The following is a 13,999-nucleotide window of genomic DNA, read 5'->3' as shown; positions in this document are numbered from 1 at the left end:
CCTGATCAACATCAGGCCTCCACGGCAACCGTGACCGGCGGTCGGGCGGCCCCTTGCGGCGGCAGTTTGATCTTGAGGAACGGAACCAGCACCACGACGAGGCTGAAGGAGACGATCTGGTAGAGGATGGCGCTGCTGGCTGCGCTCGAAAACACCGCCTGCGCCTTTCCACCGGCGGCAAACCCAATGGACAAGAGTGGGAAGAATATCTCGCCCACCAGCGCAACGCCGATCGCGCCGCCCACTTGCTGGAATGACTGCAAGGCACCCGATCCAGCCCCAGCGTCACGCGGCGGAACGCCAGAGAGGATGGCCTGGAACAGCCCAGAAAAGCCCATGCCAAGGCCAATGCCCGCAACCAGCAACGGGGGGAGGAAAGCCCAGTGATCGGCGGTATCCCCAAGCCCGCGGATCACCACATCGAGCCAGGTAATGCCGATCACCAGCAGCCCCGCTCCACCGGCGAGGCGGGCCCGCAGATAGCGCTGCCCAAGCCGCCCGATGAACAGTGACACGGTCAGCACCCCAACCGAGAACGGCGTGTTGACCAGCCCCGACTGCAGCGGCGTGAAGCCGAAACCGGATTGGAGCATCAGCGAGATAACCATGAACATCGCCGGCACGCCCGAGGCAAAGATGGTGGTCACGAGGATGCCGAGCAGGAAATTGGGATTGGAAACCAAGCTATAGTTGAGCAGCTGCGGCGCCCCTGCGGTCGCCTGTCGGCGTTGCCAGAGAACAAACAGCGCGGTCAGAACCAGCGCAACGCCGATAAGGCCCCAGATCCAAAGCGGCCAACCGAGAGTACGGCCTTCAATGAGCGGGTAGACAAGGGCAACGCTGGCAAGGCCGAACAGGGTTATGCCGACGTAGTCGTTCTTGAGGTCGGGATGGCCGGGTGTGCGGGGGATGAGGTACCAGCCCGCAATGACGGCGAGGATGCCAATTGGAACGTTAACCAGAAAAATCGGACGCCAGTCGAGTCCGCCAATATCGCTCGCGATCAGCAGACCGCCGAGAATGGGGCCGGTGACGGCAGCAAGGCCGGCGCTGAGGCCAAACAGCGAAAAGGCCTGCCCCTTCTCCTCAGGTGGAAACGTCACCTGAGCAATTGCCAGAACCTGGGGAGTCATGATCGCACCGGCCAGCCCCTGCAGCACCCGCGCGAAAATCAGCCACTCAATGGATGGCGCCAGACCACAGGCCGCCGAGGCGACGGTGAAAGCCGCGACCCCGATCAGAAACATCTTGGTGCGGCCCACAATGTCGCCCAGGCGCCCAAACGGGAGCAGACCCAGCGCAAAGGCGAGAACATAGGCAGCAATCACCCACTCGATCTCACTGGGGTCAGCCCCGAGATTTTTCTGCAGGCTCGGCAAAGCGACGTTCACGATGGTGACGTCGATCAAATTCATGAAGCTGGCGAGCAGCAGTACGGCCAGCGCGATCCAGCGGCGGGGATCAGCATCGGCCTTCGACTGCGGGACATGAAAAGATTGAGACATCAGCGATTCCATGGTGGGAGGCTGGTATGATCTAGCAGACCAGATGACGAGCAAACAGTGAGGCAGTGCCCCTATAGGCAACCGAATGGCAAAGTACGTACCCGATGGGCGATCAGACCATCCTCCCAGGCCGATAAGCCATGCAGTACAAGCGCATTGGCCCCGACCCGGACCCCCGGTGATTTTGGTGACGCGATCTGGCACAATGCAATGATGACCAACATTCCTCCCCGCTCCCTTTCCCATGTCACCGACTGGGTGTTCGATCTAGACAACACGCTCTACCCCAGAGAGTGCAACCTGTTTGCACAGATTGACCTTCGGATTTCGAACTATGTGGTGGAGGTGACGCAACTGCCGTTCGCCGAGGCCCGGGCGCTGCAGAAGAGCTATTATCGCGAGTATGGCACGACGCTGAACGGCCTGATGCACCGGCACGAAGTGGATCCGGACCATTTCCTCAACACGGTACACGCCATCGACTATTCGCCCGTTAGCTCCCACCCGGACCTTGTGGCGGCAATTCGAGATCTGCCGGGCCGCAAGTTCATTCTGACCAATGGCGATGTCGGGCATGCGCGCTCGGTGCTGAAGCGTCTCGGCGACACCGATGGGCTGTTCGAGGACATTTTCGATATCCGGGCGATGAGCTACCGGCCAAAGCCGCTCCCCGAGGCGTACAAGGCATTCTTTGCGGCTCACGGCATCGACGCAAAGCGGGCGGCGATGTTCGACGATCTCGAAAAGAACCTCCTCGTTCCGCACCAGACCGGGATGTCGACCGTTCAAGTCGTGGCGGGCGCGGACTTTACCCATGACCAGGTCGAGGCATGGGAACTGGAACGCACCGGCGGCGAACACGTGCACCATGTCACGGCCGATCTCGCCGGCTTTCTGAGGAAACTGCCGTGAGCTGGTTCGAGCAGCCAGGAATTGTTCTGTTCACCGAGGACTATCCGCGGTGCCTCGCGTTCTACCGCGATGTGCTCGAACTGCCGGTGCTGTTTGCCACCGAGACCGTAACGGCACTGAAGTTCGGTGATGGCTATATCATGGTCGAGGGCGGCGGATTGGCAGCGCCACAGGCCAAGTCGCGGGCCCAGAGCCCGATCACGCTGCGCTTCAACGTCGCCGATGTGGACGAGCGGGCAGAGTGGCTGCGCGGCAAGGGCGTCACCATCAATGTCAGCCATTGGGACTGGGGCACGATCGGGACGTTTATCGATCCTGACGGGAACCGATGCGAGTTGCGCAACCACTTCGACGGCACGTTCGCCCCGAAGCGTTGATCGAGCAGTCAGTCCGCCAGCGTGACCGTCGGCAACTGGTAGTGATCCCGAATGACGTTCCAGCCGTCTTCGGCGCTGTCGACGACAGTGAACAGTTTCGGATCATCAGGACCAATGGTTCCAGCTTCGGCCAGCGCCTCGAAGTTGATCACCTTGTTCCAGAACTCCTTGCCGAACAGCAGCAGCGGGATGCGCTCCATGCGGCCCGTCTGGATCAGCGTCAGCGTTTCGAAGAACTCATCGAGCGTGCCGAAGCCGCCGGGGAAGATGGCGACGGCCTTGGCGCGCAGCAGGAAGTGGATCTTGCGGGTCGCAAAGTAGTGAAAGTTGAAGCAGAGTTCCGGCGTGATGTAGGTGTTCGGTGCCTGCTCATGCGGCAGTACGATATTGAGACCAATGCTGGGTGCGCCGACATCAGCAGCGCCGCGGTTGCCCGCCTCCATCACGCCCGGACCACCACCCGTGACCACCACGTATTCCCGGAAATCGAGCGCCTTGGAGGTGAGCGAAGCATATTGGGCGAAGCGTCGCGCCTCTTCATAATAGCGTGAGGCCGCCTCGAGATTGCGCTTCTGGGTGTCGTTGTGGGCGGCCCAAGCGGGCTTGCCGGGTTCGGGAATGCGGGCGCCGCCGAAGAGCACAACCGTGGAGTTGATGCCGCGCTCACGTAGGCGGAACTCGGTCTTCAAGTACTCAAGCTGGAAGCGGATGCCGCGGGTGTCTTCCGAAGTCAGGAAATCGGCATCAGCAAACGCGAGCCGAAACGCAGCGGCCGCCGTCTGGGCTGAGGGCATTGCCTCCTTGGTTGCCGCGATATCCTCACGAGAGGTGCGCAGAGGGGTATGGCGTCTGGCCATGGAAGTCTCCGATTCATACCCGGCCAAATTGGCAGAGGGGGGTTAAGGAGAGGTGGCCGCGCAGTTGACTCAGGGACACGCAGCGCTAATGTCCGCGCCGCTGACCCTCCGCAATGAAAGACCGTCCATGTCGTCGCACGCTGACCTTGCCGCTACAATCGATGCCGCCTTTGAGGCGCGGGCCGAGATCAGTTTTGCGACCAAAGGCGCCGTGCGTGAGGCAGTCGCGACAGCCCTCGACCTGTTGGACAGTGGCAAGGCCCGGGTGGCCGAGAAGGGGCCGGACGGGTGGATCGTAAACCAGTGGCTGAAGAAGGCCGTTTTGCTTAGCTTCCGCCTCAACGACAACACCCTGATCGAGGGCGCGCCGGATGGCGCACGGTGGTGGGACAAGGTACCGAGCAAGTTTGCCGGCTGGGGTGAAAACCACTTTCGCGAAGCTGGCTTTCGCGCCGTACCCGGAGCGATCGTGCGCAAGTCGGCACATATCGCGAAGGGCGTCATTCTGATGCCGAGTTTTGTGAACCTCGGCGCCTTCGTCGATGAAGGCAGCATGGTCGACACCTGGGTCACCGTCGGTTCCTGCGCGCAGATCGGCAAGCATGTGCACCTTTCGGGTGGCGTCGGCATTGGCGGCGTGCTCGAGCCACTGCAAGCCGGCCCGGTGATCATTGAGGACAACTGCTTCATCGGCGCCCGCTCGGAGATCGTCGAAGGCGTCGTGGTCGGCGAGGGCTCGGTAATCTCGATGGGTGTGTTCATTACATCATCGACCAAGATCGTCGACCGCAGCACGGGCGAGATCCATATGGGCAAGGTACCGCCCTACTCGGTCGTGGTCTCCGGCAGCATGCCCGGCAAGCCGCTCCCCAACGGCAATCCTGGCCCCAGCCTGTATTGTGCGGTGATCGTGAAGCGTGTGGATGAAAAGACCCGCTCGAAGACCTCGGTCAATGAGTTGCTGCGCGACTGACCGACGACTGGCGGGTGAGATGCGACTCTAATAGGTTGTGCCTTGCGGCGTGAGGGCGTCGCGGTTCACCAAGGGGAACACTATGGATTTCAAGTCGCTCTACACGACAACCGAAGGCCGCATTTCACGCAAGACGTTCTGGATCGGCGGGCTTGTGCTGGCGGTCATCAATGTTGTGATTTCGCTGCTGATCCTACCGCTTATCGGCCTCGGCGGTCCAAACATGGCTGCGTTGATGACGGCCGGCAGCGACCCTGCGCAGATGTCAGCCATCGCCATGGGTGCTGTCCAGATGTCGGCCTGGGGCAGTCTCGTGGTGCTGGCGATCTTTGCCTATCCTTACTATTGCCTTTCGGTAAAGCGACGGCATGACAAGAACAACAGCGGCCTCGACGTTTTGATCTATCTGGGGCTGTCTGCAGTCCTCGTGCTTGTGCAGGCCCTCGGCCTTGGGATGTCCATGGTTGAGGTGCAAGGCGTATCCTTGCCGATGCCGACTGGGCTCTTCACGGCGCTCGGAGCGATCGTTGGCATCTTCGGCATTTATCTTCTCGTCGTCCTGGGCTTCCTCAAGGGAGCGACTGGCCCCAATCAATATGGCGCCGACCCGCTTGACGGTGCGGCCTAAACTAGATCGGACGGGATATGCCCGGAACATCAGGGATTGATCCCGTCCACTTTCTTCAAGGACTGATCCGCCACCCATCGATCACCCCAACCGAGGCTGGGGTGATCGATGTGCTCGTAGCGGCCCTGGAGCCCCTTGGGTTCACTTGCACTCGGCTGCGGTTTGAGGGGGACGGCTCGTACCCCGTCGACAACCTGTTTGCGACGCGCGGAACCAGTGGCAAGCATCTGCTGTTTGCCGGTCACACGGACGTGGTGCCGCCCGGAGATGTTGCGGCATGGCGGCATCTGCCGTTTGCGGCAGAGATTGTCGACGGTGTGCTCTATGGGCGCGGTGCGGCGGATATGAAGTCGGGCATCGCGGCGTTCGTAGCGGCCGTCTCCCGTATCCCCGCCAATGGCACCGTATCGCTTGCCATTACCAACGACGAGGAAGCCGACGCGATCAATGGCACCGAGAAGCTGATGGCCTGGGCCGCGGCAGAGGGGCATCGGTTCGACTTCGCCATTGTGGGTGAGCCGAGCGCGACCGCAAGGGTTGGCGACAGTATAAAGATTGGGCGGCGCGGCTCGCTCAATGGCCAGATCCGGGTGACCGGGGTGCAAGGGCACGTGGCCTATCCGGACAAGGCGAAGAACCCGCTGCCGGTCGCCGCTGGGCTGATCGGGTCGTTGAGCGGCAAGCTCGATGATGGAGCTGAGCATTTTCCGCCTTCCAATCTCGAGTTCACCTCGGCCGATGTGGGGAACGAGACGACCAACGTCATCCCGGCGAGCGTGCTGCTGCGCTTCAATGTGCGTTACAACGACACCTGGACGCCGCAGACGCTGATTGCGGCGATCCAAGAAGGTATCGACAATCTCGATGCGCAGGGAACATCGATAGATTTCCGCGTTGTCGGGCGCCCCTCACGCTCCTTCATCTCTCCCATCGGTGGAGGCGTTGAGACGCTGATCGAGACGATCGCGCGGCAGACAGGCATCCCGCCTGAGCTTTCGACCGGGGGCGGCACCTCGGATGCACGGTTCATCGCGCAGTACTGCCCAGTGGTGGAGTGCGGCCTTCCCGGCCCATCGATGCACAAGGTGGATGAGTGCGTCGCGGTTAACGACGTTGAGGCACTTGCTGCGCTTTACGCGGCGTTCCTTTTGGACTTTGTGCGGTGAATGCGCTCACCGAGTTTCGTGATGCCTCGATAGGCTGGCTTGATCTCATAGCGGGTCGGGCCGGAGCGCTCGACAGGTTCAACCTGACCAGAGACGGGCTGACCAACGCTGCCACCGCATACTTCGTTCTCGCGCTGCTCAACATGGTAGTGCAGGTGGCGTTGCTCGGCTTCCCGGGCTGGCTGCAGATCGCGCTGGCGATCCTCATCAACGCGTTACCACTGTTTGCCATGTGGGCCGTGGTCTGGGCCTCGGCACGATTTCTGAAGCTCTCCACCATCCGGCTGCTGGTGCCCAATACCTATGCCATGGCGTTCATCCTCCTCATTGGCTTGCCTTTGACACTGTTCGATCAGGCCATGTTCACCAATGCCCTGATCGGGGCACTGGGCTTCATGCTCTACCGTTCAGCCCGGGTGGCAGGTGGGCTCAACATCGGGCTCGCTGTATCATTGGCGGTTGTGACCCTGCTGGCGCTTGTGGCGATGCCGGTTGCGCTCTACATGCTGGCGGCGCAATTGCAGGGGGCCGCTTAGTGCCGGACAACAGCTTGAGTTTCATCGATGAGGCCCAGTCGGCAGCGCGGGGCGTGATCGCCGTGCTGTTCGGCCAGCGCACTGCGTCAGGCTATTTCTCGTTTACCCAGCAGGGCCTAGTCAGCAGCTTCATCGCCATGCTGCTGATGACAGCGGTTGAGTTGGTGGCCGGATCGGCACTCGGCGCGACGGGATCGATCGCAAGTGCGGCACTGCAGACTGCGCTGGTTTACGTGCTGCTGATGGCAAGTTCCGCGCTGTTTTTCAGCATGATCGGCCGGCAGGATGCGCTGCGCCCATACATCGTGACGATCAACTGGTCGAACGCGGTGTTCGCAATTGTGCTGCTGTTGCTGACGGCGCTGGCGCCAGCCATTGCTGGGCTAGTGGCGCTGGCGGCCGGGCTGGTGATGGCCATCAATATCGGGCGCTTGATCACCGCGCTGCGGCCGTTGCACATCTTCCTGCTGATGGTGATGCAGGCGGTCGGCATGGTGGTTGCGGTGCTGTTGATCCTGATCATCTTTCCGCTGACACCCGAGCAGGTGGCCGCGCTCACCGCCGGCTAGTAGTCCACTTTCGTGAGGTAGAGCCCGTCGGGCGGCGCCAGTGGTCCGCAGCGCGAACGGTCGTGCGCATCGAGCGCCGCACGGAACGCAGCCGGCGTCCATCTGCCTTCTCCCACCAGCTTCAGCGAGCCGACCATGGAGCGGACCTGGGAGTGGAGGAAACTCCGCGCCTTGGCGATGACGACGATGATTTCGCCCTGGCGCGAAACGGTAAAGGTGTCGAGGGTTCGGATGGGCGAGTTGGCCTGGCATTCTGCGGCACGGAAGGTTGTGAAGTCGTGCTTGCCGAGGATCGATTGGGCGGCGAAGTGCATGGCGTCCACATCGAGGTCCATCGGCACATGCCAGACCTTGCCGGTATCGAGTGCCGGGCGGCCGCGGCGGTTGAGGATGCGATATTCGTAATGCCGGGCGGTGGCCGAGAAGCGCGCTTCGAACTCATCGGGCACCGCCTCGGCGGTGATGATGGCGATCGGGTGCGGCTTGGTATGGAAGTTCATCGCCTCGCGGATGCGAAACGGATCCCAGTCGCGGGAGAGGTCGAAGCTCACCACCTGGCCCAGCGCATGGACGCCGGAATCGGTGCGGCCGGCGGCCTGGATGCCGACGGTTTCGCCTGAGAAGCGCGTGATGGCCTCCTCTATCACCTGCTGGACAGAAAGCGCATGCGCCTGCCGCTGCCAGCCGCTGAACGGGCCGCCGTTATATTCGATGACCAGCTTGTAGCGGGGCATCAGTTCGCCACGGGCGGCAGAGTCCCGGCGCCACGGAGGAAAGTCGCGGCGTCCATCGGACCCTTGCCCTCACGCTGCACGGTGGTGAGGCGCACCGCGCCCGTGCCGCAGGCAATGGTGAGATCGGGAAGGACGGTGCCGGGAGCGGCTGACGCATCGGCAAGGGTCGAGCGGAGCGCCTTGATGCGGGTCGGCGTGCCGTTGAGATTGAGCTCGAACCAGGCGCCGGGGAACGGTGACAGACCGCGGATGAGGTTGTGCACCTCGCTGGCAGGCTTGCTCCAGTCGATGCGGGCCTCGGCCTTGTCGATCTTGGCGGCATAGGTGACGCCTTCGGTGGGCTGCGGCGTGAAATCGAGGCTGCCGCGTTCAAGCGCCGCGAGGGCACGGCCCATCAGGTCGGCGCCGACCAGCATCATCTTGTCATGGACTTCGCCGGCGGTGGTATCGGGACCGATCGGCATTTCCTCAATCAGGCCAACGGCGCCGGTATCGAGGCCTTCGTCCATCTGCATGACCATGATGCCAGTGCGCTTGTCGCCGGCCATGACGGCGCGCTGGATCGGGGCGGCGCCACGCCAGCGCGGCAGGAGCGAGCCGTGGAGGTTGAGGCAGCCGAGGCGCGGCGCCTCGAGGATCGGCTTGGGTAGGATCAGGCCATAGGCGACGACGACCCCTAGGTCAGCGTCGAGCGCGGCGAACGCCGCCTGTTCCTCGGCGCTCTTCAGCGAGCGCGGGGTGAACACCGGGATGCCGAAGCCCTCGGCCGAGACGTGCACCGGCGACTTGCGCTCAGCCTGACCGCGACCGGCCGGCTTGGGCGCACGCGTATAGACGGCGACGACCTCATGGCCTGAGGAAACGATATCGGTGAGAGTGGGCACCGCAAATTCCGGGGTGCTCATGAAGATGATGCGCATGTCGTCCCGGTTTCTCTGTGGTCGCCTTCTCCCCTTGTGGGAGAAGGTGGCGCGAAGCGCCGGATGAGGGGTCCGCGACACGAAGTGTAGCGCGATCCGAGCGGAGCGAGGAGCGGTAAGAGTTCGCCGAGAGAACCCCTCATCCGCCCTTCGGGCACCTTCTCCCACAAGGGGAGAAGGCGATCACGTCGACATCGAGTCTAGCTCGCCCGCTTTGAGAGGCGCTCGGCTTTCTGGAACTTCTTGAGCACGCGGTCGCGCTTCAGCCGGCTGAGGTAGTCGATATAGAGCACGCCATCGAGGTGATCGAGTTCGTGCTGGATGCAGATGGCGAGCCGGTCGGACGCGTCTGTTTCGACGGTCTTGCCGTCGAGGTCGGTGTAACGGACGGTGACTTCGGCCGGACGCTCGACATCGTAATAGAGTTCGGGGATAGACAGGCACCCTTCCTCGGTGGTCACGGTCTCATCGGAATATTTGAGGATTTCCGGGTTGATCATCACCAGCGGGGTGGGCGTCTCGCCCTCCTTGGCGAGATCCATGACGACGATGCGCTTCAGCTCGCCGATCTGCGGCGCAGCGAGGCCAATGCCCGGCGCGTCGTACATGGTGTCGAGCATGTCCTTGGCGAGCTGCTTGATGCTGTCGTCGATCTTTTCGATCGGATCGGCAACCGCGCGCAGGCGCTCATCGGGCAGGATCAGGATCGGGCGCGTGGCCATGTGAAGGTCCTTCATCGGAGATTGCCGCTGAATATGGTATTTTGCGCTCTGGGGTCAACCGCAGCGACGCGAACAAAAGGGAAACCGAATCGGATAGACTAGTCCGATGGATCGCGTTCTGTTCAGTCTTGGCGATATCGCCGTCACCGTGGAAATCGCCGCCTACGCTGCAGCGGCACTTTTCGCTGTCTTGCTCGTTGCCTTGCTGGTCGTGGTGGTGCGCCAGTCGCAGGCCCGGGCCGAGGAGGCGCAACAGCGCGCGGACGAGGCGGCGGCAGCGCGGCTCAAGGCTCAGGAGACCGAGCGCTACATCGCCGACATGCTGCGCGTGCAATCGGAAATGACCGGGCGCATGCAGACCATGTCGGAGATCTTTGGCTCGCGGACGTCCGATCTCGCCCGCCTGGTCAACGAGCGGCTCGACAGCCAGGGTCAGCGCATTGGCGCCGCCATGCAGGAGGGCAACGCCAAGACCAACGAGAGCCTGAGCAAACTTCAGGAGCGGCTGGCGGTGATCGACCGGGCGCAATCGAACATCACGCAGCTGAGCCAGGATGTGGTGTCGCTGCAATCGATCCTTGCCAACAAGCAGACGCGCGGTGCTTTCGGCCAGGGCCGGATGGAGACTATCCTCGGCGATGGGCTGGCGCAAAATTCCTATGCCTTCCAGGCGACGCTTTCGAACGGCAAGCGGCCGGACGCGCTGGTGTTCATGCCCAACAATGCGCCCTCGCTGGTGATCGACGCGAAGTTCCCGCTCGAGAGCTGGCAGCGGCTGGGCGAGGCGCAATCGCCCGATGAGTTGCGGATGGCCGCGACGGGCTTCCGCACCGATATGGGCGTCCATATCAAGGCGATCTCGGAGAACTACCTGATCGCCGGGGAGACGGCGGACACGGCGTTCCTGTTCGTGCCGTCGGAATCGATTTTTGCCGACGTGCATGAAAAGTTCGAGGACGTGGTGCAGCGGGCGCTGAAGGCGCGGGTGGTGATCGTGTCGCCCTCGATCCTGATGCTCTCGGTGCAGGTGGTGCAGGCGCTGCTGCGCGATGTGCGGATGCGCGAGGAAGCCCACAAGATCCAGAAGGAAGTGCGCGAACTGCTGCTCGATGTGGGTCGGCTCGATGAGCGGGTGCGGAAGCTGCAGACCCATTTCACCCAGGCCGCGAGCGACATCGGCGATATCGTCACCTCCTCGGGCAAGGTGGCACGGCGCGGCGAACGCATCGAGGCGATGGAGTTCGACGATGTGCGCCCCGAACAGCGGCTCGCCGGCGAATAGCATCGGCCGAATCAGCTAAATACGGGTTCGCGCCTTGAGCGCCTGGCTTAGCGTCCCCTCATCGAGATAATCGAGCTCACCGCCAACGGGCACACCATGGGCTAGCCGCGTGATCTTGATGCCCGAGGGCTGCAGGCGATCGGTGATGTAGTGCGCGGTGGTCTGGCCTTCGACGGTGGCGTTGACCGCGAGGACGATCTCGGAAAAGTCCGGTGCGCGGCGGATCAGCGCGTCGATCGAGAGATCATCTGGACCGACGCCGTCGAGCGGCGACAACACGCCGCCCAGCACATGGTATTTGACCGCGCCAACGCCCGCGCGCTCCAGCGCCCAGAGATCGGCGACGTCTTCGACGACGATCAAAAGACCCGATTCATTGCGGCGCGGATCGGCGCAGATATGGCAGGGCGAGCGCGTATCGACATTGCCGCAGACCGCGCAGACGGTCACCGCCTCGACAGCGCGATCAAGCGCCGCGGCCAGCGGAATCATGAGGGAGTCCTTCTTCTTGATCAGCTGCAAAACCGCCCGGCGCGCCGAGCGCGGGCCGAGCCCGGGCAAACGCGCCAAAAGCAGGATCAACTGCTCAATCTCAGGTCCGCCGTTTGCCACTCAATATCTCTCGGGTCAGTTCGTGATCGGGCGAGTATAACGCGGCCCGCAAAGGCGAGGATAACTAGAAGGGAAACTTCATGCCGGGAGGCAGCGGCAGGCCGGCGGTGACTTCCTGCATCCGGGCAGCGGTCTCGGTTTCGACCTTCGCTTTGGCATCGGCATGAGCGGCGATGATCAGGTCTTCGAGGACGGACACATCATCGTCTGTGAACAGCGTCGGATCGATCTTCAGGCCCTTGAGCTCGCCCTTGCCATTGAGCGTGACGCTGACCATGCCACCACCGGCGCGACCATCGACCAGCAGGTCGCCGAGGCTCTGCTGGAACTGCTGCATCTTGCCCTGCATTTCCTGGGCGGCCTTCATCATGCCCATGATGTCTTTCATTCGTCATCCTCCTCTTCGTCGCGGATCGCATCGGCATAGGCCTCGATCGGCACCTGTTCCTGCCGGACATGCACCTTGACGGTGGCGCCGGGGAAGGTTTCGAGGATGGCCTGCACCAACGGATCCTGATGCGCTTCGGCCTTGACGGCTTCGTGCCGTTCATCGCGTTGCTCGCGGATGGTGGGAACATGCGCGGCATCGCGGGCGATGGTGATCATCCACTGCCGGCCGGTCCAAAGCTTCAGCCGGGCCGAGAGGGTTTGAATGATGCCGGGATCGGCGTTCTGCACCAGCGCCACTTCCAGCCGACCGTCGCCAATCGAAACGGGACGCAGCGAGGATTCGAGCGCATGCTTGACGATCAGGTCGCGCTTTTCGCCGGCCAGCGCCACCAGTTCGGCATAGGTGCGTGGGGTTGCAAGGCCCTGCGGCGCGGGCTGGGGCGTCGCGATGCTTTGGAGCGCGGCTTGGGCCTGCGGGACCGATTGAGGCGGAGGTGGTGCGGATTCGAAGCGCGGCGCGACTTCGGGCTGGACCTGGCGGAGGGCCTGCGGACTACCGCTGCTGCCACCATTGCGGACGACGGGGCCGGATGGCAGCGCGGGGCTTGGCTGGTTGGCAAGCTTGGCGATCAGCTCATCCGGGGTGGGCAGATCGGCCGCATAGGCAAGTCGGATCAGCACCATTTCGGCGGCCTGGAGGCCATTGCCAGCGCGGTTGACCTCTTCGTGACCCTTGAACAATATCTGCCAGGTGCGGCTCAGGGCGCGCATGCCAAGCTTTTGCGCCAGCGACGCACCACGAGTGCGTTCATCGGGGGTGAGCGAGACATCATCGGCGGCGGCAGGCACGACCTTGATGCGGGTGACGAGGTAGGTGAAGTCGCAGAGGTCGGCGATGATAGTCTGAGGATCGGCGCCGGCATCATAAAGTTCGCGCACGATAGTGAGCGCATCGGCGATGCGGCCGCCCATCAGCGCTTCGAACAGATCGATGGTGCGAGCGCGATCGCCGAGGCCGAGCATGGCCTTGACGGTGGCGGCGGTGACCTTGCCGTCGCCGTGGGAGATGGCCTGATCGAGCAGGGACTGGTTGTCGCGCACCGAGCCCTCGCCGGCGCGGACGATCATGGCCAGCGCTTCGGGCTCGTAGTCGATCTGTTCTTTGTGCAGCAGATCGACGAGGTGCGTGCTCATGATATCGGGCGGCACGCGGCGCAAATCAAAGCGCATACAGCGCGACAGGATAGTGACCGGGACCTTGCGGATCTCGGTGGTGGCGAAGATGAACTTCACATAAGGGGGCGGCTCTTCGAGCGTCTTCAGCAGGCCGTTGAAGGCCGCGGTCGAGAGCATGTGCACTTCGTCGATGATGTAGACTTTGTAGGGCGCCGAGACCGGGCCGTACTTCACCGAGTCGATGATTTCGCGGATATCGTTGATGCCGGTGTTCGAGGCGGCGTCCATTTCGATGACATCGACATGGCGGCCTTCGATGATCGGGCGATCGTGGATGCCTTCCTTGGAGAAATCGAGCGTCGGATGACGGCCGTTCTCGTCCTCGTAGTTGAAGGCACGGGCGAGGATGCGGGCGGTGGTGGTCTTGCCCACACCGCGGACGCCGGTGAGGATGAAGGCGTGGTGGATGCGGCCGGACTTGAACGCGTTTCGCAGCGTCTGGACCAAGGCCTCCTGGCCGATCAGCCCCTCAAAGCTCAGCGGCCGGTATTTCCGGGCGAGCACCAGATAGGGCGACGATGGAGTCTCAGTCGCTGCCATGCTGACCTTGAAGATCGGTTGTGTGAGGGAATCCGCTGCG

16 protein-coding genes are annotated in these 13,999 nt (G+C 62.8%); 8 read left to right on the top strand and 8 right to left on the bottom strand.

The annotated features are described in order from the left end of the window. Positions 1 to 11: 11 nt before the first annotated feature. Complete coding sequence (locus ACO06J_RS13110) at positions 12 to 1,505, bottom strand: DHA2 family efflux MFS transporter permease subunit (RefSeq protein ID WP_421761164.1); 1,494 nt, start codon at positions 1,503 to 1,505, stop codon at positions 12 to 14. A 210-nt stretch (positions 1,506 to 1,715) separates the two neighbouring features. Here ACO06J_RS13110 and ACO06J_RS13105 point away from each other — a divergent pair, with 210 nt between their 5' ends. Together ACO06J_RS13105 and ACO06J_RS13100 are read left to right on the top strand one after the other, a co-directional pair. Further along, positions 1,716 to 2,417 carry a pyrimidine 5'-nucleotidase gene (locus ACO06J_RS13105; protein ID WP_421761163.1) on the top strand — a complete coding sequence of 234 codons (702 nt, stop codon included), beginning with the start codon at positions 1,716 to 1,718 and terminating at the stop codon, positions 2,415 to 2,417. After that, on the top strand, positions 2,414 to 2,794 hold the full coding sequence (locus tag ACO06J_RS13100; RefSeq protein WP_421761162.1) for a VOC family protein: 381 nt from the start codon (positions 2,414 to 2,416) through the stop codon (positions 2,792 to 2,794). Before ACO06J_RS13105 ends, ACO06J_RS13100 begins: the two co-directional genes overlap by 4 nt. A gap of 8 nt (positions 2,795 to 2,802) precedes the next feature. On the opposite strand, the gene ACO06J_RS13095 is transcribed toward ACO06J_RS13100, so the two are convergent. Further along, the gene (locus ACO06J_RS13095; protein ID WP_421761161.1) at positions 2,803 to 3,651 is read right to left on the bottom strand and encodes an LOG family protein; all 849 of its coding nucleotides are present in this window, start codon (positions 3,649 to 3,651) and stop codon (positions 2,803 to 2,805) included. Positions 3,652 to 3,778: 127 nt separating this feature from the next. On the opposite strand from ACO06J_RS13095, the gene dapD reads away from it, so the two are divergent. The 5 genes from dapD to ACO06J_RS13070 all read left to right on the top strand — a co-directional run bounded on the left by dapD (position 3,779) and on the right by ACO06J_RS13070 (position 7,523). Beyond that, a complete protein-coding gene (dapD, locus tag ACO06J_RS13090; RefSeq protein ID WP_421761160.1) occupies positions 3,779 to 4,624 on the top strand; it encodes a 2,3,4,5-tetrahydropyridine-2,6-dicarboxylate N-succinyltransferase in 846 nt (281 codons plus the stop codon). Positions 4,625 to 4,706: 82 nt separating this feature from the next. Continuing rightward, positions 4,707 to 5,252, top strand: coding sequence for a DUF805 domain-containing protein (locus ACO06J_RS13085; protein ID WP_421761159.1), 546 nt, complete (start codon positions 4,707 to 4,709; stop codon positions 5,250 to 5,252). A 17-nt stretch (positions 5,253 to 5,269) separates the two neighbouring features. Further along, complete coding sequence (gene dapE / locus ACO06J_RS13080; protein WP_421761158.1) at positions 5,270 to 6,418, top strand: succinyl-diaminopimelate desuccinylase; 1,149 nt, start codon at positions 5,270 to 5,272, stop codon at positions 6,416 to 6,418. Continuing rightward, positions 6,415 to 6,954 (top strand): hypothetical protein, encoded by a 540-nt coding sequence (locus ACO06J_RS13075; RefSeq protein WP_421761157.1) that lies wholly within the window; start codon positions 6,415 to 6,417, stop codon positions 6,952 to 6,954. Before dapE ends, ACO06J_RS13075 begins: the two co-directional genes overlap by 4 nt. 14 nt (positions 6,955 to 6,968) lie before the next feature. Next, positions 6,969 to 7,523, top strand: a complete 555-nt coding sequence (locus tag ACO06J_RS13070) for a hypothetical protein (protein ID WP_421761156.1) — start codon at positions 6,969 to 6,971, stop codon at positions 7,521 to 7,523. Here ACO06J_RS13070 and truA read toward each other — a convergent pair. From truA to def, 3 genes are all read right to left on the bottom strand, one after another. Next, the gene (gene truA / locus ACO06J_RS13065; RefSeq protein ID WP_421761155.1) at positions 7,520 to 8,257 is read right to left on the bottom strand and encodes a tRNA pseudouridine(38-40) synthase TruA; all 738 of its coding nucleotides are present in this window, start codon (positions 8,255 to 8,257) and stop codon (positions 7,520 to 7,522) included. The genes ACO06J_RS13070 and truA overlap by 4 nt on opposite strands. Next, positions 8,257 to 9,177 (bottom strand): methionyl-tRNA formyltransferase, encoded by a 921-nt coding sequence (gene fmt / locus ACO06J_RS13060; protein WP_421761154.1) that lies wholly within the window; start codon positions 9,175 to 9,177, stop codon positions 8,257 to 8,259. Before fmt ends, truA begins: the two co-directional genes overlap by 1 nt. A gap of 200 nt (positions 9,178 to 9,377) precedes the next feature. Further along, the gene (def, locus tag ACO06J_RS13055; RefSeq protein WP_421761153.1) at positions 9,378 to 9,899 is read right to left on the bottom strand and encodes a peptide deformylase; all 522 of its coding nucleotides are present in this window, start codon (positions 9,897 to 9,899) and stop codon (positions 9,378 to 9,380) included. Positions 9,900 to 10,005: 106 nt separating this feature from the next. On the opposite strand from def, the gene ACO06J_RS13050 reads away from it, so the two are divergent. Beyond that, positions 10,006 to 11,181: a DNA recombination protein RmuC gene (locus ACO06J_RS13050; RefSeq protein ID WP_421761152.1), complete on the top strand. Its 1,176-nt coding sequence runs from the start codon at positions 10,006 to 10,008 to the stop codon at positions 11,179 to 11,181. A 15-nt stretch (positions 11,182 to 11,196) separates the two neighbouring features. On the opposite strand, the gene recR is transcribed toward ACO06J_RS13050, so the two are convergent. The 3 genes from recR to ACO06J_RS13035 form a co-directional block, all read right to left on the bottom strand. Then, positions 11,197 to 11,793, bottom strand: coding sequence for a recombination mediator RecR (gene recR, locus ACO06J_RS13045; protein WP_421761151.1), 597 nt, complete (start codon positions 11,791 to 11,793; stop codon positions 11,197 to 11,199). Between the two features lie 64 nt (positions 11,794 to 11,857). Beyond that, positions 11,858 to 12,181 (bottom strand): YbaB/EbfC family nucleoid-associated protein, encoded by a 324-nt coding sequence (locus ACO06J_RS13040; RefSeq protein ID WP_421761150.1) that lies wholly within the window; start codon positions 12,179 to 12,181, stop codon positions 11,858 to 11,860. Continuing rightward, positions 12,178 to 13,959, bottom strand: coding sequence for a DNA polymerase III subunit gamma/tau (locus tag ACO06J_RS13035; RefSeq protein ID WP_421761149.1), 1,782 nt, complete (start codon positions 13,957 to 13,959; stop codon positions 12,178 to 12,180). Before ACO06J_RS13035 ends, ACO06J_RS13040 begins: the two co-directional genes overlap by 4 nt. Positions 13,960 to 13,999 lie beyond the last annotated feature (40 nt).

The organism is Devosia sp., from assembly GCF_965229025.1.
Lineage (GTDB): Bacteria > Pseudomonadota > Alphaproteobacteria > Rhizobiales > Devosiaceae > Devosia_A.
Note: the sequence above shows the minus strand (reverse complement) of the source record. Positions and strands in the feature narration are given on the sequence as shown.

Coding starts and splice junctions, on each gene's coding strand:
- ACO06J_RS13110 (WP_421761164.1), bottom strand. CDS start 1,505: ATGTCTCAATCTTTTCATGTCCCGCAGTCGAAGGCCGATGCTGATCCC.
- dapD (WP_421761160.1), top strand. CDS start 3,779: ATGTCGTCGCACGCTGACCTTGCCGCTACAATCGATGCCGCCTTTGAG.
- ACO06J_RS13050 (WP_421761152.1), top strand. CDS start 10,006: ATGGATCGCGTTCTGTTCAGTCTTGGCGATATCGCCGTCACCGTGGAA.
- ACO06J_RS13085 (WP_421761159.1), top strand. CDS start 4,707: ATGGATTTCAAGTCGCTCTACACGACAACCGAAGGCCGCATTTCACGC.
- ACO06J_RS13095 (WP_421761161.1), bottom strand. CDS start 3,651: ATGGCCAGACGCCATACCCCTCTGCGCACCTCTCGTGAGGATATCGCG.
- ACO06J_RS13040 (WP_421761150.1), bottom strand. CDS start 12,181: ATGAAAGACATCATGGGCATGATGAAGGCCGCCCAGGAAATGCAGGGC.
- truA (WP_421761155.1), bottom strand. CDS start 8,257: ATGCCCCGCTACAAGCTGGTCATCGAATATAACGGCGGCCCGTTCAGC.
- fmt (WP_421761154.1), bottom strand. CDS start 9,177: ATGCGCATCATCTTCATGAGCACCCCGGAATTTGCGGTGCCCACTCTC.
- def (WP_421761153.1), bottom strand. CDS start 9,899: ATGGCCACGCGCCCGATCCTGATCCTGCCCGATGAGCGCCTGCGCGCG.
- dapE (WP_421761158.1), top strand. CDS start 5,270: ATGCCCGGAACATCAGGGATTGATCCCGTCCACTTTCTTCAAGGACTG.
- ACO06J_RS13105 (WP_421761163.1), top strand. CDS start 1,716: ATGATGACCAACATTCCTCCCCGCTCCCTTTCCCATGTCACCGACTGG.
- ACO06J_RS13035 (WP_421761149.1), bottom strand. CDS start 13,959: ATGGCAGCGACTGAGACTCCATCGTCGCCCTATCTGGTGCTCGCCCGG.